This window comes from Cytobacillus sp. Hm23 (genome assembly GCF_051842895.1).
In the GTDB taxonomy this organism is placed as follows: domain Bacteria; phylum Bacillota; class Bacilli; order Bacillales; family SM2101; genus Nanhaiella.
Map to the genome: position 1 here is coordinate 40,640 of NZ_JBPXRQ010000025.1, position 24,100 is coordinate 64,739.

At 31.9% G+C, this 24,100-nt stretch carries 24 protein-coding genes; 17 read left to right on the plus strand and 7 right to left on the minus strand.

Features of this window, described 5'->3' with window-relative positions; translation table 11 throughout:
- Window positions 1-257: 257 nt before the first annotated feature.
- From ACSVDA_RS15675 to ACSVDA_RS15685, 3 genes are all read right to left on the minus strand, one after another.
- Window positions 258-443 (minus strand): helix-turn-helix transcriptional regulator, encoded by a 186-nt coding sequence (locus tag ACSVDA_RS15675; RefSeq protein ID WP_485884362.1) that lies wholly within the window; start codon window positions 441-443, stop codon window positions 258-260.
- A gap of 281 nt (window positions 444-724) precedes the next feature.
- On the minus strand, window positions 725-1,195 hold the full coding sequence (locus tag ACSVDA_RS15680) for a hypothetical protein (RefSeq protein ID WP_485884363.1): 471 nt from the start codon (window positions 1,193-1,195) through the stop codon (window positions 725-727).
- A gap of 137 nt (window positions 1,196-1,332) precedes the next feature.
- The gene (locus ACSVDA_RS15685) at window positions 1,333-1,833 is read right to left on the minus strand and encodes a hypothetical protein (protein WP_485884364.1); all 501 of its coding nucleotides are present in this window, start codon (window positions 1,831-1,833) and stop codon (window positions 1,333-1,335) included.
- Between the two features lie 597 nt (window positions 1,834-2,430).
- Between ACSVDA_RS15685 and ACSVDA_RS15690 the strand changes: the two genes are divergently transcribed.
- Window positions 2,431-2,598, plus strand: a complete 168-nt coding sequence (locus ACSVDA_RS15690; RefSeq protein ID WP_485884365.1) for a hypothetical protein — start codon at window positions 2,431-2,433, stop codon at window positions 2,596-2,598.
- Between the two features lie 117 nt (window positions 2,599-2,715).
- On the opposite strand, the gene ACSVDA_RS15695 is transcribed toward ACSVDA_RS15690, so the two are convergent.
- Together ACSVDA_RS15695 and ACSVDA_RS15700 are read right to left on the minus strand one after the other, a co-directional pair.
- Complete coding sequence (locus ACSVDA_RS15695) at window positions 2,716-2,889, minus strand: hypothetical protein (RefSeq protein ID WP_485884400.1); 174 nt, start codon at window positions 2,887-2,889, stop codon at window positions 2,716-2,718.
- A 15-nt stretch (window positions 2,890-2,904) separates the two neighbouring features.
- On the minus strand, window positions 2,905-3,090 hold the full coding sequence (locus ACSVDA_RS15700) for a hypothetical protein (protein ID WP_485884366.1): 186 nt from the start codon (window positions 3,088-3,090) through the stop codon (window positions 2,905-2,907).
- 143 nt (window positions 3,091-3,233) lie between these two features.
- Between ACSVDA_RS15700 and ACSVDA_RS15705 the strand changes: the two genes are divergently transcribed.
- From ACSVDA_RS15705 to ACSVDA_RS15725, 5 genes are all read left to right on the plus strand, one after another.
- The gene (locus tag ACSVDA_RS15705) at window positions 3,234-4,214 is read left to right on the plus strand and encodes a hypothetical protein (RefSeq protein WP_485884367.1); all 981 of its coding nucleotides are present in this window, start codon (window positions 3,234-3,236) and stop codon (window positions 4,212-4,214) included.
- Window positions 4,215-6,010: 1,796 nt separating this feature from the next.
- On the plus strand, window positions 6,011-6,235 hold the full coding sequence (locus tag ACSVDA_RS15710; protein ID WP_485884368.1) for a hypothetical protein: 225 nt from the start codon (window positions 6,011-6,013) through the stop codon (window positions 6,233-6,235).
- Between the two features lie 57 nt (window positions 6,236-6,292).
- Window positions 6,293-6,550: a hypothetical protein gene (locus tag ACSVDA_RS15715; protein WP_485884369.1), complete on the plus strand. Its 258-nt coding sequence runs from the start codon at window positions 6,293-6,295 to the stop codon at window positions 6,548-6,550.
- Window positions 6,551-6,776: 226 nt separating this feature from the next.
- Window positions 6,777-7,628, plus strand: a complete 852-nt coding sequence (locus tag ACSVDA_RS15720; RefSeq protein ID WP_485884370.1) for a P-loop NTPase family protein — start codon at window positions 6,777-6,779, stop codon at window positions 7,626-7,628.
- A gap of 89 nt (window positions 7,629-7,717) precedes the next feature.
- The gene (locus ACSVDA_RS15725; protein WP_485884371.1) at window positions 7,718-7,870 is read left to right on the plus strand and encodes a hypothetical protein; all 153 of its coding nucleotides are present in this window, start codon (window positions 7,718-7,720) and stop codon (window positions 7,868-7,870) included.
- Between the two features lie 408 nt (window positions 7,871-8,278).
- Here the strand turns inward: ACSVDA_RS15725 and ACSVDA_RS15730 are convergent, their stop codons facing one another.
- Window positions 8,279-8,608: a YolD-like family protein gene (locus ACSVDA_RS15730; protein WP_485884372.1), complete on the minus strand. Its 330-nt coding sequence runs from the start codon at window positions 8,606-8,608 to the stop codon at window positions 8,279-8,281.
- 341 nt (window positions 8,609-8,949) lie between these two features.
- On the opposite strand from ACSVDA_RS15730, the gene nadD reads away from it, so the two are divergent.
- The 10 genes from nadD (at window position 8,950) to ACSVDA_RS15780 (ending at window position 20,626) form a co-directional block, all read left to right on the plus strand.
- Window positions 8,950-9,576, plus strand: coding sequence for a nicotinate (nicotinamide) nucleotide adenylyltransferase (nadD, locus tag ACSVDA_RS15735; RefSeq protein WP_485884373.1), 627 nt, complete (start codon window positions 8,950-8,952; stop codon window positions 9,574-9,576).
- Window positions 9,577-10,008: 432 nt separating this feature from the next.
- Window positions 10,009-10,836: an ammonia-dependent NAD(+) synthetase gene (nadE, locus tag ACSVDA_RS15740; RefSeq protein ID WP_485884374.1), complete on the plus strand. Its 828-nt coding sequence runs from the start codon at window positions 10,009-10,011 to the stop codon at window positions 10,834-10,836.
- 312 nt (window positions 10,837-11,148) lie between these two features.
- Window positions 11,149-11,709: an NUDIX hydrolase gene (locus ACSVDA_RS15745; RefSeq protein ID WP_485884375.1), complete on the plus strand. Its 561-nt coding sequence runs from the start codon at window positions 11,149-11,151 to the stop codon at window positions 11,707-11,709.
- 240 nt (window positions 11,710-11,949) lie between these two features.
- Complete coding sequence (locus ACSVDA_RS15750; RefSeq protein ID WP_485884376.1) at window positions 11,950-12,981, plus strand: S66 family peptidase; 1,032 nt, start codon at window positions 11,950-11,952, stop codon at window positions 12,979-12,981.
- A 223-nt stretch (window positions 12,982-13,204) separates the two neighbouring features.
- Entirely contained in the window at window positions 13,205-14,092 is an 888-nt protein-coding gene (locus tag ACSVDA_RS15755; RefSeq protein WP_485884377.1) for a DMT family transporter, read from the plus strand.
- A gap of 787 nt (window positions 14,093-14,879) precedes the next feature.
- On the plus strand, window positions 14,880-15,803 hold the full coding sequence (locus ACSVDA_RS15760; RefSeq protein ID WP_485884378.1) for a DMT family transporter: 924 nt from the start codon (window positions 14,880-14,882) through the stop codon (window positions 15,801-15,803).
- 372 nt (window positions 15,804-16,175) lie between these two features.
- Window positions 16,176-16,547: a DUF1304 domain-containing protein gene (locus ACSVDA_RS15765; protein WP_485884379.1), complete on the plus strand. Its 372-nt coding sequence runs from the start codon at window positions 16,176-16,178 to the stop codon at window positions 16,545-16,547.
- Window positions 16,548-17,041: 494 nt separating this feature from the next.
- Entirely contained in the window at window positions 17,042-17,722 is a 681-nt protein-coding gene (locus ACSVDA_RS15770) for a DsbA family protein (RefSeq protein WP_485884380.1), read from the plus strand.
- On the plus strand, window positions 17,723-18,160 hold the full coding sequence (locus ACSVDA_RS15775) for a disulfide oxidoreductase (RefSeq protein WP_485884381.1): 438 nt from the start codon (window positions 17,723-17,725) through the stop codon (window positions 18,158-18,160). It begins immediately after the preceding gene.
- Window positions 18,161-18,823: 663 nt separating this feature from the next.
- Entirely contained in the window at window positions 18,824-20,626 is a 1,803-nt protein-coding gene (locus tag ACSVDA_RS15780; protein WP_485884382.1) for a M6 family metalloprotease domain-containing protein, read from the plus strand.
- Between the two features lie 223 nt (window positions 20,627-20,849).
- On the opposite strand, the gene ade is transcribed toward ACSVDA_RS15780, so the two are convergent.
- A complete protein-coding gene (ade, locus tag ACSVDA_RS15785) occupies window positions 20,850-22,598 on the minus strand; it encodes an adenine deaminase (RefSeq protein WP_485884383.1) in 1,749 nt (582 codons plus the stop codon).
- A gap of 313 nt (window positions 22,599-22,911) precedes the next feature.
- Between ade and ACSVDA_RS15790 the strand changes: the two genes are divergently transcribed.
- Window positions 22,912-24,096 carry a trans-sulfuration enzyme family protein gene (locus ACSVDA_RS15790; RefSeq protein WP_485884384.1) on the plus strand — a complete coding sequence of 395 codons (1,185 nt, stop codon included), beginning with the start codon at window positions 22,912-22,914 and terminating at the stop codon, window positions 24,094-24,096.
- Window positions 24,097-24,100: the final 4 nt, after the last annotated feature.

Below are 24,100 nucleotides of genomic sequence, written 5' to 3' on the forward strand. Positions count from 1 at the left end.
TTCAAATCTAGTTTACATAATAGGAGCTATAGGAACAGATGTATTTTCACAATCATTGATATAACTATATTTTTACAAAGTGAATGATAAAGAATATACATGATTTTTTACATTGTTGATTTACCAAAGTTCTTTTCATACAGGAAAAATTTATTTCCTCGATTTTTTGTATAAAACGTTATTGATAAGATGCATTTTATTAAACTCAAGTTGGGCTGTGTTTATAAAGATTAGGGTCTGTATGAGAGCAGTCCCTTTTACATGTCGAAAAAATCATCCACTTTAGCGTTCGGATCTATTTTCCTAATCGCTTTCATTATTTTTTTTATAGTTGATGCATTAGGTGTATGATCCGAATTACCTTTAGTTAAATTACTAATGGTTGTTCTACCAACGCCAGAACATTTTGATAACCACTGTTGTGATATGCCCCTTTTATCCATTTACAAACCACTGTTTGTCCAATATTCCATCATTCAGATCATATTAAAAGGTCTCAAGCATGGAAACTTTTAAACGAAGCAGCACAAGAGGTTGGAGTGAAGGAATGCGGTTGTCATTCAGTACACGAGACGTTCGGATATTTCTTCTACAAGAAATATAAGGATGTTACTTTACTGCAAGAAATATTTAACCACAGTCATCCTGCTGTTACCTTACGGATGAAGATGTGGATAATTTTAGCTTATAAGACTTGTTTTGTATGCTTGTTACTAAATAGCTATTAGTGTTTAATAACTAACGCATTTAAAGCACGAGTTTGAGCACAAATAGTATCGACATTGGCACATGGTCCAGCCTCTTGAATGAAAATACGATAGGTGTGAATACCAGTTTCTGGATAATCAACCCAAGTAAGGTTAGGGGTTATAGTATTAATTAAGTTATTCGATTCGTTGGTGAATTCTCTTTGTAATCGAATCGTAGCTAAATTCATTGATATTCCGTTATTGGTTATTCTTTGGAGGATATAATCTATGTCAATACTTATAGGTTCACTCGAACCATCAGCAGTGGTTTCCAAAGTAACAATAGAATTTAGATGTATGTTATTACCTTTTTTAGTAAAGATGGGAGGTAAAGTCAATACAGCTTGCGGTATAAACATGTTGTTCGAAAATAAATTTAAGTCCATTAATGATTGATCCTTAAATGAGTCTACTGTTTTATCATCTTTACACTTGCAATTTGTCATTATTTTATCAGTTCCTTTACAGAATTAGTTGTTAATAATAAATGCGAAAAGTTTGATGATGCAACTGATAAATGACCAAATGCAATATTTTTAATTATGAAAACTTATACTTATTAATTATTGAGGTTGCAAAAAAATTAGTGAAAAAAAATAGTAGCATTTAAGGAACGAGTTTGGAACATTAGGGAATCAAATAGTGCTTTAGTATCTAGCGTAAATCCGTTAGCGATTCGTATACGATATACATGGAAACCTATTCCAGGCTTATCTGTCCAAGTAAGGTTGATAATTAATGATGCTGTATCAGGATTATTAAAGCCTTCGAATATATTTACTCTTTGTCTAGATGTTAGTGTGGATAGATTAGAAAAAGGGCCATTATTAGTAGAGCGTTGAAGAATGTAGTCAAATTCAACAAACGTACTACCCTGTGGATCACCAACCGGATCAAAGAGGGACATTTCAGATAACAATTCAGCAGTTGAATCTAGTTTAACTTCAACACCTTTATGTTTATTTAGCATTTTCAAAGTTAAAAAATTGGGATTTCCAAAACTGTCAGAAAAATCAATTTCAGTTTCTGTTTGAATCTTAAATAACTGAGGACACTTATCATTTTGGCACTTACAATTTCCCATTACTTCATCAGTCCTTATAAAGAATTAGTTGTTATTAATAAATGTAAAAAGTTATTAAAAGCAACTGATAAGTGACCAAGCACCACAATTTATTTTTATGAAACTTAAGAATAACGGAGTCGATTATCCAAAATTATGTAACCTCCCTGCTCTTGATGACTGGTCAAGAGTAGGGAGGTCGGACTGATAGGAAAACACCTGTAGGATACTATATGCATGTATGTTCCAAGGAGATTAGATAAATGTCTCATATATTTGTAATAAATTATGTAACCTCCCGAAATTTTCGAGAGGTGCCATATGGCTGGATATAAGGTATCAACTTATAGAATACAGTGTATGCAATTTAACTTTGTGAGTTTTGTAGCTTTAACTAGAAAATGAAATTGTACACATGCCCATTGTGTTATATACACACATCCCTATAAAACCATTTATTCACAAGCATAATATGGAGTATTAATTGTTATGGAGGGGTGGCTTAATGTCTGGAAACAAAGTGTCAACTTCACCATGTGGTTGTAAGATTTGGAAAAAGAACAAATAAAGCAGATTACTGTATGTGATTGTTGTATTAAAGATCTGCAATCAAATTTGATGAGTGTCTTTCGCGTTGGATCAGTAGTCAGGGTACAACCCAAGAGTGGTACTGTTGCTTTTGGTGGTAGTGAATTTACTATTCAAGAGTTGATAGGAACAGCTGATAGCAATCCCGAGATGGTTCTTTTGTGTGACATTGCTGCATTAGGTAATTTCAACTTATAACATCCATGAAAATACCACAGTTATTTAATAAAAAGATAATAACTGTGCCTATTACGTAATAAAAATCGTTTATTCACTACAATGATAGTTGTGTATTATACCTAAATCCAAAAGGTTTTAGATCACATCTAAAACTTTCCCACCTGTTGTAAACAGTATCGAGCCAGGGAAAAAAGATACTGGTAACTGAATTGTCGCAATCACAGAATGAGTTGTTGTTTCAACTAACGATATAGTGCTACTACCGTTGTTAGAAACATAAGCTGATTTCCCATCTTGTGTAATAGCAATACAGCATGGTCTATTTCAAACAGAAACAGTAGCAATAAGTGAGTGAGTTTTGACATCAATAACATTTACGCCATCTTGACTACCACCAACAGCATAAACTAATTTGTCGTCGGAGGTTATTGCTAAACTAGTATGAATTAGTGGGTGACTAGCTGGTAACATGGACATAAGAAAAGGAAAAGAAGAGATAAGTGTTTTCAAAAAAATGGGTATTGATTGTACCATAAATTCATTATAATATTACAAAATAAGCACGTTGTAACTATTTTGTAATCCATTTTTGTACAGAGTTTTATAAAATATAGCCATCACAAGAATAACAAAATAATTGGAGGCTACACTTCATGATAAAAATCAAAATTGCTAGTGTATTAATAATGTCATTATTTGGTGGAGAATCAGTACACCATGGAAATGATAATACAATAAATGACAATAAGGTTCCAATATCTGATTCAATAGATTTCAGCAATACTAATGAGAATCCAATATTAAGTGATGATATAGAAGATATTAACGAAAAAATGAAGGAACAGATGGCCAAGTTCAAAGCTTTTAATAAGATAAGTATATATGAATTATTAAATACTAGAATTAGAGATTCAGGTTGGACTTTCGAAAGTAACGATTATAATGTAATGCTTTTCCAAGGTACTTATTTTGATAAACAATATTCAATATACTTCACTAATAGAGAAGAATTTATAGATATGTACGTAGATGGTGAAAAGAAAACGAGAGAAGAATTTGATGAATGGGTAAATGAGTTAGTATATAGAGATTATGAGGTAAATGATAGTGATATGCAAAAATTAGATAAACAGATGAAGGAGCAAATGAAAACATTTAAAACTGAAAATGAAGAGAGTGTATATAATATATTAAATTATACATTCGAAAATGAAACTTGGTCCTTTGAAAGTGATGATAATAATGTAATGCTCTTTCTAGGTGAACAAAATGATAACCGGTATGCAATATTCTTTAACTATAAGAAGGAATCAATATATATGACTGTAGATGGTATGGAGAAAACGAGAGAAGAATTTGATGAATGGGTCAATAAATTAGATGATAATATGGAGACACAAATGGCAAAGTTTAAAGCTACAAATGACGAGAATATATATGATTTATTAAATGGAGCATTTGAAAACCTAGATTGGTCCTTTGGAAGTAATGGTAGGAATGTAATGTTCATTGAAGGGGACCAGCAATATGTAATATATTTTTTCTATAATGATAACTCTATAGATATGTATATAAATGGGGAAAAGGAAACGGAAGAAGAGTTTGATAGATGGGTAAATAAATTAATTCAATAATAGTTGTTATAAGATAACATATTATATGATCTGTAACTAACTATATATAATAAATCAGGTATGTGTTTTATCATTATATTCTTAACTTCGTTAAAATGGTAACAAACGACTTTGAGTTGCGTGGGGTAAGTCTTAAATAACAAATGTAAATGATGTTATGTGAGTTGATTATTACAACATGGGCAATAAAACTTAATAAAATTGATGAAAGGAGCATGTCATGATAGCCAATGACATGCTCTTATTCTTATAAATGATAAAGCACTAGGAAATGTCTAGAACTAGTACACTTTAAGATTGTACAGCACTTGCAATAACGAGTATAAAAAAATTGTACACCTTATTTGAAAAGTAGAGACAATAATGCACTAGCTAGTACTTTCTTGTGTTGCAGCACCAGTAGTTCCTTGTATCACAAATTGAGAACCGTACGTATGTAAAGTATTAAAAATCCACCCTTTACGCCTTAGCTATGATGGTCTTATTATATAAAATTTATAAACTATCAGACGTTATTATTATGTTTGCTTTTTCTCCATTTGTAAAAAGAGTATAAGAAAAATATCCAAATGAATATGTTATCTAACGATATACCAACATTTGACTCACCACCTAAAATAGTTAAAAGGGCAATAAGAAATAAAAAGTAAGTGTTGACTAATAAAATGGTAAAGTAGTTTCTTCGGTATTTTCTATTCGATTTAAATAGATTAGCGATTAATACAAGTAAAACAATGGTCAATAGAAGTATATTATTTAAAGTAGATGTAGCAAAAGAAATATTAGGGAAAAAATCAAATATTAAAAGCAATGTTAGACTTAAAACTAGTATAACGCTTATAGGGTTTAAGGGTTTCAAAGTTCCTCGCCTCCTTTGAGATTAAATCTTGATAGAAACATAACATAATTTCTATATAAATTTTATCAAAAAATACCAATTAAGCGTAATAGTAGTTTTACATGCTTTAAACTACTAATTTCACTAGAAAAATAACTTGGAAGACTAAAAGGAAATAAAATATCTTTTATTCCCTTATACATACCTTTACTAACCTTACCTATAAGGAAAAAGCATAATATTACAGATGAAATAGTAGCCCATAGTAATAAGGATTGTGATGCAACAATTAGCATATATATCCACTTTTTCTTTTAATCGCAATGGTATTGTGGATTTTACTCTAATAAAATTGTGTTTATGTTAAAAATGATTTAAAATTATAAATATATTAAATATTAATAGAAAGTAGGGAATGTAAATGATAAAGAAAAGACAGCTATTATTTCACTCCGTATTTATTCCTACCTTTGTATTAGTTTTTGTAGTTGTAAGTAATTTATTAGGATGATAATTGTAGTTAATATAGGCTGCCACGCTTAGCTTGGTAGCCTTTTTTATTGTTAATTAATAACTGTAGTATATAAAAAGCTAGTCAATAGCTATTGTGAGAACCTAGCTGTTTGCGTTAGTTATTTTTTTCCTACTTATCATTGAATAAATAGGGTTAGTAATCACAAGTAGAGTTGTGTTTGCAAATTCTAAAGCACTGTTCAGTTACACTTCCTTATTATATGCTCCAAAAATGATCGTGAGCAACATTCCTTCCAAAAAATTTCCTTGCATTTTTCATAGGTTGTGTGAATGCACAATCTTGACACTTTGCTAAATTATTATTTTGTTTATATAAATTCCCTTAACTATGTAATTTTTCTAAAACTGAATAAGCCAACCCATACAATAAAATAAGTTCTTACATACATTATTATATATCTAGGTATAGAAAGTGGTAGAGTTTATGAATATACACAGAACAATATCATGTTGTAGCAAAAAAGTTACAAATAAGGAGCCGATTATACAAAATACGACCTGTGATTGTTGTATAATTGCTATGCAAAATGTGTTAAGGCAATTAGTGACGAAATCCGTAGGATTAAATATTCCAGGTGTAGGGACAGACTTTGTTACGATTAAAGCAGTAAATGATTTTATAGTTGAGGTAGAACAAATGTCAGGGTAGCAAATATTTAATTATTGTATATCTATCTGTAAAATTGCTGCTTTAGATGGACAAGAAGTGTTAGATGTAAACTTAAGTACATCAAATAAAAATACAGCTGTTTGTGATTGTTGCATGGATCCAATAAGACGAAAACTTCTAGCATTTCAACAGTCTGGAACATCAATTCATATCCAAGTATTTGGCCAAGTTTATGAGAATGTAACCATTGACAGAGTAGTCGAAGGAATTATTATCGGCACTCAAGAGGGCTTAGACCCGGTGTTAATATCAATCTGTGAAATTATGAGGTTAGGAAACTTTATAATTGCCTAAAAGGATTATCGTTTCATATACATTATTTTATTGTGTAGTACGAAACTACATAGATTCTGTATTAAGAAAGTGGTATGTCCAATTAGGAACTTTCAACGTAAAAAGTGAAAACATCAAATGATATGTCTCAAATGATATAATAGGTAATATATTCAAATGATATTTCTAAAATCAATAATTTAAGCTGTCCACTTAGTAACCATGAGTGAAAAGGAGTTTTCAATTAATGAATACAAGACTAATATTAATAGAGGGGTTGCCAGGGTTTGGTAAATCAACAACTGCCACCATCATTCATGAACTTTTGATGGGAATGAACGTCGAAACAGAGTTGTTTTTAGAAGGTAATCTTGATCACCCAGCAGATTATGATGGAGTATCATTCTTTAGCAAAAATGAATTTGATGAACTATTATCATTGTCAAATTTAGAATTAAAAAATATATTTATGGATAGAGTGAAGAAGAAGGAAGATAACTATTTTTTACCATATAGAAAAATCGAAAATGAATTAAATACAAAGCTCTCGGAAGAATTATTTAATATAATATTTCATAAAGATATATATGAAATTTCTCTTGATCAAAATATTGAATTAATTACAGAGAAATGGAGAGAATTTACTGAAACAGCCCTTAATAGTACTAAGCCTTTTATCTTTGATTGTTGTTTTATCCAAAATCCTACAAGTATTGGTATGATGAAGTATGATGCATCGAAAGAGAAAGTGACAAACTATGTTATGAGATTAGCCGAAATTATTGAACCTTTAAATCCTTTGTTAATCTACATTGAACAAGACAGCTTAGAGTTTTCTTTTAAAAAGGCTGTTAAGGAAAGACCAGCTGAATGGTCAGAAGTTTTTATTGATTACACAGTTAATCAAGGTTACGGGAAGAGGCGTGGATATAGTGGTTTAGATGGTACATTAAAAGTCTTACAAGCAAGACAACAATTAGAATTACACATATATGATATGTTAAAAATAAATAAGGTTAAGGTTAATAATTCTAAGTATGAAAGTAACAAATATAAGTTAAAACTGGGAGAAGTTTTAAAAAGAGAATTAATTTTATAATATGGTTCTTATGGATTAATTTATTTAACATAATAGAAATTTTGTATGATATAGAAGTGAAGACTGTGATTTGTTTGGGGGATATAATTATGAAAAAAATATTACTAGGTTTAATAGTAGGAACGGTTGTACTATTCTTTGTATTTATGTTAATGACCGTTTCAGTCGGTACAAAAGTTGAAATTAAAGAAAGTTCAAATGTCGATTATTCTACTTTGGAATATGCTATGAATCTAACTTAATTTTGAGGTGAATAAGCTTTGAAACTAGTAAACTTAAAATAGGTAATTTAGCATTTGGTGGCAATACATATATTATATAGAAGAGTTGAAGGGACAGCATTAGTTGACACGGTGCAAGAAATGAACACTGGAATTCTTTTTTTATGAAATTGCACATATATTTATCATTACTAATCTTCAGTTGATGAATAAAAGTACCCTTGTCAACGGTGTAACTACATAATGACATAAGTTATCGATGTGCTATGGACTTACTAAAGAAGTGAAAGTAAAGGTATTTCAAACGATGAAAGACTAGCGAAAGTTAAAAAGAACATAGATGATAATGAATACAGCTGCATCAAAATATTATCATCACATCTTGACATTGCTTTCGTGAAAAAACAGCCCTACAAAGTATACGGGCTGTTAATTTATTTGTACATTTATTATACTCTCAAATTTTAATTTATGTACATTTTCTAAATTATCTATCACCATTATATGTTTATTGAGTTTATCTACAAAATAGATGTGCCCCACACAAGGCTGAAAAGCTCCATTTTTTGTATACGTTATAGTTACTTCCTGTTTAAATTCCAAAGCTTCAAGAATTTTATTTTTTATTTCTTGTATTTCATACTCATTTAATGTAGTTTTTTGTATCTTGCTATAGTCATCCCAGGCATCTTTAAGCAACTTGATTTCTTCAGGTTGCATATAGGCAGGAGCCTCTTTCATCTTTTCACGACCTTTCAATAAAATCACCCCTATTATTATATTATATAAGAAAATACGTTCTGGTGTTAAATAAAAAGGTATAAAATTCTTGAATCCTGTTCCCGCAAAATAATGTGTTTTTTAGTAAATACATATGATACGTTAAAGTTAGACGTTTTGAAGGTGGAATAATCCGATGAAGTTAGATCATCTGATGGAGTAACTACGAAAGCAATTAAGAAAAGGAATATACAATGTATTGTTCTCACAAGTACGATTGCTAAACATTTAGGTTTCTCTCTTGGAGCTGTATACAAAAAATACTATGAAAAAAAACGTGAGAAGAATTGATTAGTTATTATATTTAAGGAGGCTGCGCAATGGCTCGAATCGGAATTTATGGGTCTTCGTATGACCCAGTGACTAATGTACACTTATGGACAGCAAGTACGGTTGCACACCGTTGTAAATTAGATTATGTAGTTTTCTTACCTTGTTCAAATAAAAGAAAAGATAAGCGAATGAATATTAGTGATGAGCACCGAAAAGAAATGGTTAAAATGGCAATAGAAAGTAATCCTATATTTATTTTTGATGATTATGAAATGAATCAAGATGCATGGAAAATTGATACTTATACGACGATGAAACATTTTGAGAACAAATATCCAGGTGATGAATTATTCTTCATCATGGGAGCGGATTTATTGGTTGATATTGGGGAGGGAAAATGGTCTAATGGTGATAAATTGGTGTCAGAATTTAATTTCATTATAATGGCTCGTGATGGTATTGATATGTTAGCTACGATTGGAAAGTCAGGTATTTTAAGAAATAACGATGACGGCAACACATTCCATTTAATTGATAAAGGTCTAGCTATGGAAATCAGTTCAACCTATATTCGTGATGAAATAAGCATGGGGGGGGAGCCGAGGTATTTGATGCCAGAAAATTGTTATCAGTATATTAAAAAACATAAGCTATATATGAAAAGAATAGGGTAGTGAAGGGTACACAGTGACAACTTTTTTGGAGAAATATAGTGTTAATAAAGTGATTTTATAGTTTTCATCCTATTGTGGATAATGGTAAGACTTATGTAACAAATAAATCCATTTTAATAAGAATATTGCAATTTAATAAGTTGGTGCTTTCCTAAGATACTAAGAGTGAACCTTATAGAGAAATTGTCCTTAAGGCCATAACTCATAGAGAACTAAAAGAAAATAGGTTTTACTAGAAAATACAAAAATACCCGGAATGGGATATTAGAAATTCATGCTATGAAAAAAGCTGTTCGAGTATAGTATACTTAGCAGATAGAATGAAAAGAATTCTTCAACAGGGATGCGTTATCCGTTTGTCCTTAGCTGAAAAATAGAACAGGTGACATATGTTAAATAAATTGTTAATAAAAATTAGAGAGGAAGTTCTCAATGCACAAATTTCAAAATGAAATTATAAAAGAAATGATGGTACAACCAATTATTAATCCACAAGAAGAGATTCGAACAAGTGTAGATTTTATTAAGAACTACCTAAAGAAACATCCTTTTATTGATTCTTTAGTTTTAGGATTATCAGGTGGACAGGATTCTACTTTGACTGGTAAATTAGCTCAAATTGCCGTAAATGAGTTAAATGAAGAATGTGGCGATAGCAAGTATTCGTTTATTGGTGTTAGACTTCCTTATGGTGTTCAGAAGGATGAGGATGATTGTCAGATGGCAATTGAATTTATTCAACCAACAAAGGTTTTTACGGTTAATATCAAGCCATCAGTAGATGCAAGTGTTGAGTCTTTAAAAGAAGCGGGTGTTGAAATCTCGGATTTCTTAAAAGGGAATGAAAAGGCAAGAGAGAGAATGAAAGTTCAGTATAGTATTGCTGGTATTCACAATGGTGTTGTGTTAGGAACAGACCATAGTGCAGAAGCAGTGACAGGTTTTTACACTAAGCATGGAGATGGAGCATGTGATCTAGTCCCAATCTTCCGCCTAAATAAAAGACAAGGTAAAATGCTTTTGAAGAATTTGGGTTGTCCAGAAAGATTGTACTTAAAAGCACCTACTGCTGACTTAGAAGATGGGAAACCTCAATTGCCTGATGAAATGGCTCTTGGTGTCACATATGATGAAATTGACGATTTTCTAGAAGGAAAAAAAGTATCGGAAGACGCATCGAAAAAAATTACATCTCATTGGATGAAGACAAAACATAAACGGAATGCGCCTATTAGTGTTTTTGATGATTTTTGGAAATAAGAGAGAGTACGTATAAAGAAGCGGGTATAACAATTGTTATACCCGTTTTTATTTTCTTTGATTTCTTTAGTTTTATCTGTGGCTTCTAGTGGACTAAACTTCTTATTTGATTGGCTTTGTAAATGATTATTATATTTATCTGTATGATAAAACAGCAATAAACTATGCGAAAACAGCATTGAAGAATAAATAAGATGCTTTCGAAGAAGCAATCAATAGGTCACCTATCGATCTAATATATCGAAAACTGTCAGGTGATTTTGCTAAAATTATGAATAGTTTGGTAGAATAATATAAATTAGGAGGGTGACTATGGATAAATGGAAAACGATAAAATCAGAATACTTACATAAAAGCCCATTCGGTAATATTAGAAGAGATCATTGTGAGCTTCCAAATGGCATAGTAATAGAAGACTATTTTGTAAATGAATACCAAGATTGGGTGAATGCGATAGTAATTACAAAAAAAAACGAGCTTGTGCTAGTTGAACAATATCGTCATGGTGGTAACGATTTTTTCGTAGAAGTTCCTGCTGGAAGAAGAGAGGGAAATGAAACATACGAGCAAGGGCTAATAAGAGAGGTTAAGGAGGAAACAGGTTACACTTCATTAAGAGAACCTATTTTCTTAGGTGAATTTATGGTTAATCCAGGAACACAAAATAATAAAGTAAAAACATTTCTATTATTGGAAGCATTTAAAGGGGATAAGCAAGATTTAGATGATTCCGAAGAGATAAAAGTTCGATTAGTTGATTTCGATAGTTTTGGAAATCAAATATTATCAAATAACATAAACACTCAGATATTTACAGTCACTGCATATTTTTTGGCGCAACAATTTCTTGTAGAAAAGCAAAATGCGAAATAATGGTCAGTTTTGTAAAATATAACTTATTTATAATAGTGTTATATAGTAAAAAGTGCATATCGATATAATATAATAATCACCTAAAACCATCATTTAAAAGATGCGATAATTTTATTTTTGGGCATTAACGGAGTGTATGTTCATTGTCCGTGTTCCAATTAATAGTTGTTTCAGTATAAATTGCAATAAAGTTTATGAAATAGAGTTCTTCAAACGTAAGAATAGCGGGAGGTAGTTACTGTGTTAATGAAGCCAAAAAAATTACAAGCGGGAGATCGTGTTGCTACAATAAGTCCTTCTTGGGGAGGTGCAGGCGACCCTGACCTTAGATGGCGTTATGAACAGGGCGTAAAGAGGTTAGAGGAGGTTTTTGGTCTTGTTGTTGTTCCGATGCCATATAGCTTAAAAGGATCAGAATATATTTATAATAATCCAGAAGCTCGTGCTATGGACCTAATGATGGCTTTTAAAGATAAAAGTATAAGAGGGATTTTTGCAAATATTGGTGGAGAAGATAGTATTCGCTTACTTCCATATATTGATTTTGATGTTATACGAGAAAATCCAAAGGTTTTTATAGGATATTCAGATGTGACTGTTTCTCACTTTTTTTGTTATAAAGCGGGTATTACGTCATTTTACGGTCCAGCAATTTTAACTGATTTTGCTGAAAACGTTGAAATGAACCCATATACAATTGAAATGGTAAACAGAACGCTATTTTCAAATGAGATGATTGGTGAAATTCATCCCGCTAATGAATGGACGAGTGAGCGATTAGAATGGACAATATCAAACAAATATCAACGACGTAGTATGAAACAGAATTATGGCTATGAGATACTTCAAGGTTCAGACATTAGACAAGGACATTTAGTTGGAGGATGTATGGAAGTGCTGGAGTTTCTAAAAGGCACAACATTGTGGCCAGAGATGAAATATTGGGAGAATAGTATTCTATTCTTTGAAACCTCTGAAGAACATCCAGAACCAAATTATATTAGGTATTGGTTGAGAAATTATGCAGCACAAGGGGTTTTACAAAAAACAAAGGGTATCATTTTTGGTAAACCTAAAGATGAGAAGTATTATGAAGAATATAAACATGAAATATTAAAAGTAATGAAAGAATACGATCTAGAAGATTTACCGATTCTCTATAATTTAAGTTTTGGTCATACGGAGCCGAAGTTTATTTTGCCATATGGTGTGTTAGCAGAAATTGATTGTAAACAAGGAAAATTCTCAATTCTAGAAAGCGGAGTGGAATAAATCGTTTGTACTGATTTTGATATTTGATTAAGTGAGACAAATTGATTCATTAATAACTTTTAGGGGGATAAATAATGAGATTTTATTTCGATATTTTTGAAAATGACCAGCCAGCTATTCTTTCCTAAGTTGAGGGATGAATAGTTAAATAAATTGTCATGCCTCATCTTAGGGGAAATATTCTTTTCAAATTTCCTATATAAAGATGGAGGTAGTTAAAATTATGAAACAAAATTTACTTGGAGCGACATGTTTATCTTTAGCCGCAAGTATTTGGGGTGGGATGTATGTTGTCAGCAAATATGTTTTAGAATTTGTTCCACCATTCACGTTAATGTGGTTGCGATATATGATTGCTTTTGCCTTTCTAGTTACAATTTTAAACACATGTCGAGTGAGCAAGAGAAATGATGTAAAAATAAAGAAAAGGGATTGGTTATTACTAGGTTGGATTGGTTTTATAGGATATTTTGTATCTATTGCTTTGCAATTTATTGGTACAAAATTATCTGATGCACATACAGGAGCATTAATTACTTCAGTTACACCTGCCTTTACCATAATCTTTGCAAAGTTTCTATTAAAAGAGAGGTTAACAATTGTAAAAGTTATGGCACTGCTTCTGGCAACTTGTGGAGTTGTTGTGGTTATTGGCATAGATATCACTTTCGGTACCTATCTACTTGGTAGCATAATTTTAGTAGGAGCTGCAATTACATGGGCAGTACTTTCAGTTTATGTGAAAATTGCATCTCAACGCTTTTCAACATTGTTTATTACCACTTATTCCATACTATTTGCACTTATATTTACAACACCTATCATGGTATGGGAATTTCAAGTATATGATGTATATTTTAAAAGCAGTTTAATCATTTTGGGTATTACGTACCTTGGGTTAGTTTCAACAGCAGGAGCCTTTTTTCTTTGGAACAAAGGTATGGAAAATATGGATGCTGGGATCGGTTCATTGTTTTTCTTATTTCAACCAGTAGTAGGTTCTTTCTTAGGATGGATTTTATTAAGTGAAGAACTAGATACTAGTTTCTTTATCGGAGGAATCCTAATTTTAACAGGAGTTGTAGTAGGGAGTTTTCAAAAGAGAAATTAACTACTAAATATTGCAGGCAGTTTTTCCTTTCTCCATAAGTATGCTATAACACCGTTATAATATGTTATATTGTCAAAATATCGCTGGGGCATTTCTGAAATGCACAGCGTCTTTTTTTGTTAGCCTATAATTGCATATTTGGGAAATTGTATGCGCTAGCAATCATATCTAACCTCGTTTTGTGACTTGTGACTTGTGACTGTATGTGTGTAATATCGAGCTCTATGTAAATTATTACTGTTTATATAAGTGTTGAATAATTTTTTACCCTTTAGATGAAATATGTAAATAAAATATCACAATATTAAAAATGGCTTCTTCTGCAAATTACCGACCAAATCTAATTATTCAAGTGGGTATTTTAAGGAAAGGGAAAAAGGATGAATTTTCTAAAATTTATGATAATATAAGTTTAATTCTTATGATAAGAGGTGAGTTTAGTTGAGTAGAGTTGATCAGAGTATAAAGTTATATTTTAGAAAATTGCTTTTATTGGGAGAACCTTCATTTTCAGTAGACAGAATGATAGGGAAGTTATTTTCTTATTATGTATATGGATCAATTAGATTATCAATGTTAATTTGAAACTCAAATGAATTTTTGAGGGTTACGTTAAAGGAACTTCATAATCCATAGTGGATATGGAAGGTAATAAACAAATGACAATGGTTGTAAAATAGATGTGTTTAACGTCCCATATGAAAATTAGAAAATGTTGATGTAAAAACAACAAAAAATGATAACGTTTGTCGTTGTAATATTAGTTTTAAAACAAGGAGAATGTGCAATGAATCCATCAATATTGGCATATACAAAGATTTTTTTAGCAATGGCAATTGTGGGGAGTTCTGTGGTATTTGGAAAACTTATTATTTCAAGTTTTCCAGTTTTTTTAGCATCGGAATTACGATTTATTGTTGCAACAATTATTCTGGTTCCATTTTTATTGCTACAAGAAAAACAATTTCCATCTATTAGATTAAAAGACTTATTTATTCTTTTTCTTCAAGCATTTACAGGAGTATTTTTGTTTAATATTTTTATGCTTTATGGTTTGAAATATACGACTGCAATTGAAGCAGGGATAATAACAAGCACTCTCCCTGCTGTGATAGGCGTAGTATCTTTTTTGTTCTTAAAAGAAAGACTAACAAAAACAAAAGGGTTAGGGATTATTTTTGCAGTATTAGGCGTGTTGTTGATTAATCTTATAGACGGTGAATTAGGTACAATCAACTCCATCTTAGGAAACCTTTTAATATTTGGAGCAGTATTGGGTGAAACATTGTTTATTACAATGGGGAAATCTGTATCTAATAGGTTTACACCTCTTACAATATCAACTTTGATGAGTATTTTTGGTCTTATTATGTTTTTACCATTTGCAATCTATGAAGCTAAAGAATTTGACTTTTCAAGTGTTGGTCTAATGGATTGGATGAATATTTTATACTTTGGAATCGTTGTAACGGTACTTGCTTTTCTTTTGATGTATCAAGGTTTATCAAAAGTTCCTGCAAGCTCAGCTGGAGTTTTAACAAGTGTAATTCCATTCAGCTCTGTAATCCTTTCATTTCTAATTTTAAAAGAAGAGCTTCTATTGTCCCATTTGTTTGGAATGTTGTTTGTTTTAATTGCTATTTTCTTTATTTCTAGGGATCCATCAGGTGAGAATATGGAAACAAAGTCAACTATTTCTCAATCAAGATAAACATTGAATCTCTAGAGACTGTGCTGAAACGTCACTTATGGACTTATCGATCTTCAACAATAACGTATAGAATGGTCGATCTTTTTCAGAGGATGTTTTCACATGGATTATTTATTTTCGTTCTAAGACATAAACTCGTATCTATCAAGTTCATGGCTTTTCTACCATTAGATAAAGTTCTATAAGATTCAGTTGATTTTTTTATAATGAATAAGGAAAATATGCTCTTCTCGTTAGGCACAACTTCAACAACCCATGGCTATATGTAGATCATGATGCTTAACTGTTATTTCAGGGATTGTCTTTTTTTATTGTGAGTGTGACACTAAAATGAATAGGAAATATTAAATAATATGTAAAAGGAGTGTATTTATGGAGTTATTTTCAATTATTTTTGTTTTGATTGTAGCTTTTGAGCACATATATATCATGCTTCTTGAGATGTTTTATTCGACAAGTAGAACAGCCCAAAAAACTTTTGGAGTGACAAAAGATGTACTAGAAATTCCAAAGGTGAAAATTTTATTTGCCAATCAGGGTCTATATAATGGTTTTCTAGCAGCTGGCTTGATCTGGGGATTATTTTTTGTTCCAGATTCAAGTAAAATTATGATCCAGCTATTTTTCTTAATATGTGTAATAATTGCTTCTATATTTGGAGCAATGACAGCAAATAAAGGAATTTTTATTAAGCAAGGAACTCCAGCAATTTTAGCGGTTATTTTCATTCTATTATCAAAATAAAAGAAGAAGTAATTATGATTCAAAGAGGAAACAGCTCTTTTTGTTTTGTAATATAGTTAAGAATAGCTCCGAAACTGTAGTTTAGCAGATGATATATAACATGCAATTCTATTAACTAGATTTTGTTTGTGCGATGGCAAGCAGTTTAACATGTTTCCTAAAGAATGGCTGTTTTCTCATTGATTGATATTATCCTTATTAACAATTTTACACGTCTACTTGAAGAGCTTCGGCTTCTGTTCTTCTTTATTAAACCTTAACAATGGTTTAAAAGTCATTATTTAGATTTAATTTTGTGAATACAACAACAAAGTTTAGGATGAAAATTTTAAGAAAAAAGTAGTAATTATATAAAATTAAAGGAAAAAATGTAAAAAAATTATCTCATTTACAGAAACTTTTTCTGTTCACCCATGTTAAGATAAATAGTGGATTATCTTTAACGATAGGTTTATATTATTCTAGAGTCTATTAATAAATTTGAGAGGTGACATATGAAAAACAGAAAAAATCAATCATCTACAAATATGAAATTTCTAATAGCACTTCCTTTAATTATTATTGCCTTGATATCTTTACTTATTATAGTGAATAAAGAGAGTCAAAAACCTGGTAGTGATATGGCGTCACATCCATCTATTGAGAATCAACCTACTATTGGAGAAGCTGATGCGCCAGTTTCTATTGTTGAGTTTGGAGATTTTTTGTGTCCGGCTTGTAAGAGTTGGGGAGAGTATATTTATCCAGAATTAAAGAAGGATTATATTGATAAGGGTTTAGTAAAACTATCTTATGTAAATGTGTTATTCCATGGGGAAGAATCAATCCTAGCTTCACTTGCTGCCGAAGTAGTATATAAGAATGATCCACAAGCATACTGGGATTTTCATAAGAAATTATTTAGTGAACAACCTGTAGAGCATGTAGGACAATGGGTTACGATAGAAAAAATTCTTGAAGTTGCCGAGGCCACAACAAATATGGACTTACAACAATTAGAGAATGATTTAATTGAAAAATCAACAATGGATGAAGTAAATATTGACGATAAATTAGTGAAAGAATATAAAGTTGAAATGACTCCATCGGTTATTATAAACGGGGTTATGATGGACAATCCTATGGACTATGGTGAAATAAAGAAATTAATAGAACAACAATTAGAGGACAATTAAATGATGAAGGATTCTAGTAGAGACGGTAGCGGTCAACTCTTCCTATATGGTGCATGGATAGTGTCTTTAATAGCAACCTTTGGAAGTTTATATTTTAGTGAGATTAGAGGGTTTATACCTTGTGAGCTATGTTGGTATCAACGGATATTAATGTACCCACTAACACTAATATTAGGTATCGGTACTTATCAAAACGATATAAGTGTAAGAAAATTTGTTCTTCCGATGTCAATTTTAGGAATTTGTATTTCTCTTCTACATTATTTAGAACAAAAAATACCTGGTTTTGGTGGAATAAAACCATGTGTTAACGGTGTTCCTTGTAGTAACGAGTATATTAATTGGTTTGGCTTTATTACGATTCCTTTTTTAGCTTTAATTGCTTTTACTGTAATCACAATATTGCTTTTGTTGGGGTCAAAAAAATATAAAAAATAGAGTAACAGTAAGAAATTATTAAACTGTTTTTTAGGTCTATCTTTATAAGATAGGCTTTTTTACATGCATAATAACAATTTATACCATTAAAGAATAGTTCTTAACTTCAAGATGTTTTCGGATTTATTGTTGTTTTTCGTACTAATAATTAACCATGGATCCAACTTTGATAATTACTTAGAACTCTTTTTAACAACAAAGTTTTTGAATAGAGCCTTCCTTTCCTTAAAATTGATTAGATCTAAAATAAAATATTATATATATTGATATAGTAAGAAAGTTTGATATTTATCAATAATAACTACATTTTTTGATAAAATAGCTTGTTTTTTTCGTAATTATACCAAAATTATAGCTATATTGTCGTGTTTTTATTTGAATTATAGAAATTTTTAAGTTTTTGTAATATTATTAAATTTATAATATACAGAAAATAAAGGGGGTTAAAAAAGGCCTAATCAAAAATTTTTTGTTATTTTGATTGTATAATACCAACTATCTCTATCGGGTAACATCTATTTTGGAGTTGCTTGAGAGAAGCCATTATCAAATTTGGCTTTCTTTACTACTTAATAAGTAAAAGTATAAGCAATATGAGGGGAACTTTGTTGTTGTTTTGCTGTGTATCTCTCATTTGTATATTAATAAACAAGGAGGAAAAATATGTTTAAAAAAATCTCTTCACTCGTTTTATCAGCTACGTTAGTAGGTGGAACTATAGCTGGAACTCAGCTGCTTGAGTCACCAAAGGCAGACGCGAAAAACGAATCTTTTAATATTAATTTAGCAGAACATGTTTCAGTTGCACCTGAGCTTGCGGAACGTGCGAAAAAAAATGGAGTTAAGTTGGAGAAAGTTGATCCAGCTAATAAAGAGTTAAACCGTGGAAATAAATTTGAACAACCTGGGCAAGATGGTGTCGACTATCAATTTACAGATGATGAAATTCCTATGTTAGTCCTACTAGCTGAATTTCCAGATACAGCTTTAGGTGCGCCTGAAGACCGAGTACCAGCTAGTTACTTGAATGATTTAGTGTTTGGAGAGCAATACAATCCTTATGAAATCGATAGGTTTAAACAATACGAAGAGTTTGAAGGTATTAAGGCACCTACAAACCGAACGATGGCAAATTTATATAAAGAAGCAAGCTATGGGAAAGTAACGTTAACAACGTATGATGACATGACAGATATCGGATGGATTACCCTCCCTAAAGAAGCTTCTTATTATTTGGAACAAAGTGATGCATTCGTACACGGGAATGTAAATGGAGATGCTAGAATTGGTGAGTTATTAATTGATTTATTGCAAACTGCTGATGAGAAAATTGATTTCTCTAAATATGCTGTAGATGGTGAAGTGCCGAATATCTTTGTCGTTCATGAAGGAACTGGAGCAGAATTTAGTACGGATCCTGCTCAAATTTGGTCTCATAAATGGAATGTGCTTTCAGCAGCTTATTGGGGTAAGTATTATGAAACTGGCTTTCCTGCGGCTGACGTAGATCAAGATGGAAATGTAACTGATGAAGAGATCGATCAATTCATGAATGACATTACTCCAAGTTTAGTTTACGATGGTGTCGTAGTAAATAATTACACAGTAGAACCAGAAATTGGTGGGAATGTTGCTGGGTACGATGAATCAACTGGAAGTTACAGTGAGGAGTTTGTTACTGGTCCATATCCTGCACAACCAGGTGTATTTGCACATGAGTTTGGACATGCTTTAGGTTTACCAGATTTTTATGATACAGATTACACTTCAAGAGGTGCAGGACAGTTCACACTTATGGCAGGTGGATCTTGGAATAGATACCCTAATGCTCCGCAATACTCTGGTAACTCACCAGCACATTTTGATCCACTATCAAAAGTATTCCTAGGGTGGGTTGACCCAATTGAAGTAACACCAGAAGATGGCGTACAGGAAATTACTTTGCAACCTATTAATGAGTCACCTGACGTAGTTAAAATGGCAGTTCCAGGTTCTAATGGAACTGAATATTTCTTAATTGAAAATGTACAGCAACAAGGGTTTAATGAAGGGTTTAATAGAATGGGTGAGGACGCTAGTGGTCTAGTTATATGGCATGTTGATGAAAATGTGATTAAGCAAGCAGACCCGGTAAACAGACCAAATAACGTGGAAAACTGGAAGAATAAGCGTTTCCAAGAAAATCAAGTAGAGTTCATCGAAGGTGCACCAATTACGCACTATGGTTTATCAGTACTTCAAGCTGACGGAAAATATGATCTTGAGAAAAATAATAACAGTGGTGAAGCAGCTGATTTCTTTAAAACTGGTGATGAAATAACACCTAATTCTAAAAATGTACACACTGGTTCATATTATTTCTGGAAAGATTTTAATTCTACACCAGCAGATAGTGGCATTCATGTAACAGACATTGTGGAAAATGAAGATGGTTCAGTTACTGCAAAATTCTATTATGCTAATTAGGATAGCAAAAGAGTAGTGAAAATCAGAGATGAAGTTTGACAAAGATATATCGAACTTACAAAGAAGAAGATTTGCTGTATATTCAAAAAATCCTCTTACACATTTGTGTAAGAGGATTTTTATTTCGTAATCTTTGGTAACATTTGTTTTTGTAGGGACATCACGACGTGTAGTTTGTTAAGTATGCTTTTTTAGTCAATCGTATATCCAAAGGTGCTTCTATTTATTTCTCATTCGTAGCTATTTGTATATGTTTGAATGTTTTTACATCAAATAAACCAAGGTCTGTGACCTTTAGCTTAGGGATTACTGGCAAACATAAAAAGGACAATGTTAAAAATGGGTTAAAATGAGTTGGTGCGTTAATTTGCTGTAATGCATCGTCTAGCTGTTTTAGCTCCCCGTATACACTGTTAAATGATTTTTCGGACATCAGTCCACCGATATTCAATGGTACTGCACTTAGTATTTTGTTATCTTTGACGACAACAAGTCCGCCACCCATATGTGATATTTGATTGATGGCTACTATCATATCTTCGTCATTTGTACCTGCTACAACTATATTATGTGAATCGTGTGCTACCGTTGCAGCTATAGCTCCTGATGATAATTCAAGTCCTTTTACGATGCCTAAGCCAACATTTCCAGTCTTTTTATGCCGTTCGACTACTGCAATTTTTAAGTGATCCTTTTTCGTGCATGCTATAAATTCATCATTTACTACTGAGACCTCTTCAACAAGATGCTTAGTATGTATACTATTTGGAATAATACCAATTATATTAGCACTCGAACTATTTGTCATAGGGATCATTAAATCTTTATTACCGATCTTAGGAATATTAACTGTATGAATAATTCTTTCAGGTAAATGTTGTTCTTGGTTTTTCGTATCTTCTATTACCATTTTACCATCTTGAGCAACAAGCTTCCCAGCTTTGAAAACTTGATGAATAGCTACCTCTTCTAAGTTATCAATTAGTAGGAAGTCGGCTTCATAACCGGGAGCAATGGCGCCTTTATTTTTTAGCCCGAAGCACTCTGCCGCATTTAATGATGCTAATTGGTAAGCGAGTAACGGTTCTAAACCATGCTGGATTGCTAAGCGTATATTATGGTTGATACTTCCTTCTTCAATTAACTCATCTAAATGTTTATCATCTGTACAAAATGCAAATCTACGAGCATTATTTGTATTTACCGCTGGAATGACTGAAATAAGGTCTTTTGCACCAGAACCTTCACGAATTAACACGTACATTCCACGTTTAATACGATCTCTAGCTTCTTCAACTGATACACATTCGTGATCAGTTCGTATTCCAGCAGTCATGTATATATTGATAGCTTGCTCATCTAATCCAGCTAAATGACCATCTATTCGATCAGAGTATTTCATAGCTGTCGTTAATTTATCCATCATCGTTTCTTCGCCATTCATAACTGCTGGATAATCCATTACTTCTGCTAAACCTAAAACTCTTGGGTGCTTGAAGAAGGGTTCTAAATCTTTAGCAGATAACGTTGCACCTGAATTTTCAAATGGCGTCGCTGGAACACATGATGGTAGCATGAAATATATATCCATTGGAGCATTATCTGAATTATTTAACATAAAGGATATGCCATCAGCTCCAGTAACATTAGCTATTTCATGTGGATCTGTGATGACAGTTGTAATCCCATGGGGTAAAACAACTTGTGAGAATTGAACTGGAGTGACCATGGAAGATTCTATATGTACATGGCTATCAATAAATGATGGAACAATATACCTCCCATTAGCGTCAATTTCCTCTTTTCCTGAATAAGTACCAATGCCGACAAAAACACCGTCTGAGATGGCAACATCTGCATTTATTATATCTAAATTAAATAGATCAACTATTTTTCCATTTTTTATAACTAAATCCGCCTCATTTGTTTGATTTGAGACTGCAATACGTTCTTTTAACTGATGTTTATTCATTGGTGAGCTCCTTTCATGATGCAATGTAGTAATATAAATTACAACTATGAATATATCACTGTAGATAATATTGTGTTTCATTCTACTGATTTATGATTTGTTAGTCAATGGTTTATAATGAGATGGATAAAAGATCATTCTCAATCATAAAAATTCATTTTCAATTATGCGAATTATTACTGCTATAAGAACAATTGATACTAATTAAAAATGGTTATTACATATATCTTTTCTAGATAACATAGGAGTATCCCTCGTTGGCACAAATATTGCAAAAAAAGATGTTGTTTCATTATTAAGGGAGGAACTCGAAATGACAGAAACGATATATGATTGGAGTATAAATACTAAATGTATTCATGGTAATAAAGAAAAGAGAAGAAATGGGGTAATAGCGAACTCAGTAACACCAGCTGTGGCATATGCATTCGAAAATACTGAAGAAGCAGCATCGGTTGTTTCAGGAGCAAGGGATGGGATTTATTATGGAAGATACGGTAATCCTACGACAAATGATTTAGAAGCGCAAATCGCTTTATTAGAAAATGGAGAAGCTGCATTAGGTTTATCAAGTGGGATGGCAGCTATCTCTAGCGCCATCTTAGCAAATGTTAAACATGGAGAACATGTACTTGTTACAAAACACATATACGGTGGAACGTATAAATTTTTATCTACGCTTGGCCCGCGCTTTGGAATTACATATGATTATGTAGACTGTACGGACTTAGCTATGGTAAAACAAGCGATAAGGCCTGAAACTAGAGTACTATTTATTGAAACACCATCTAACCCTTGTCTAACAGTATTAGATATTAACAAGTTATCAACATTAGCACATGAACACGGGCTAATCGTCGTAGTTGATAATACTTTAATGACTCCATTATTACAAAAGCCATTAGAGCTTGGTGCAGATATTGTTATCCATAGTGCCACAAAATACTTAAACGGACATGGTGATGTATTAGCAGGTTTCATAATTAGCAATCAGCAACAGATTGAATATATTCGTAAAAATGTGATGGGTGATTTAGGGCAACACTTAAACGCATGGGATTCCTACTTAATTTTACGTGGATTAAAGACATTACCTATACGAATGAAACACCATTGTGATAGTGCTCATGAAATTGCAAACTATTTGGAACAACACCCATATATTAGTAATGTTTATTTTCCTGGATCAACAACACATCCTCAATATCAACTTGTCAAAGAACAAATGAATGGATGTGGAGGTATCGTTTCTTTTGAAGTGAAAGGAGGCTTTGAAGAAGCGAAGAAATTTATAGATAGATTGGAGCTTTGTATGATTTCATTCAGCCTCGGTGACCCAGAAACGCTTGTACAACACCCAGCATCGATGACCCATTTTGCTATACCTAAACATGAAAGAGCTTCGTTTGGAATTACTGATGGTCTCATTAGATTGTCAACTGGATTAGAAGAAAAGCGCGATATATTATTTGATATTGAGCAAGCACTTATGAGGTGAAAAT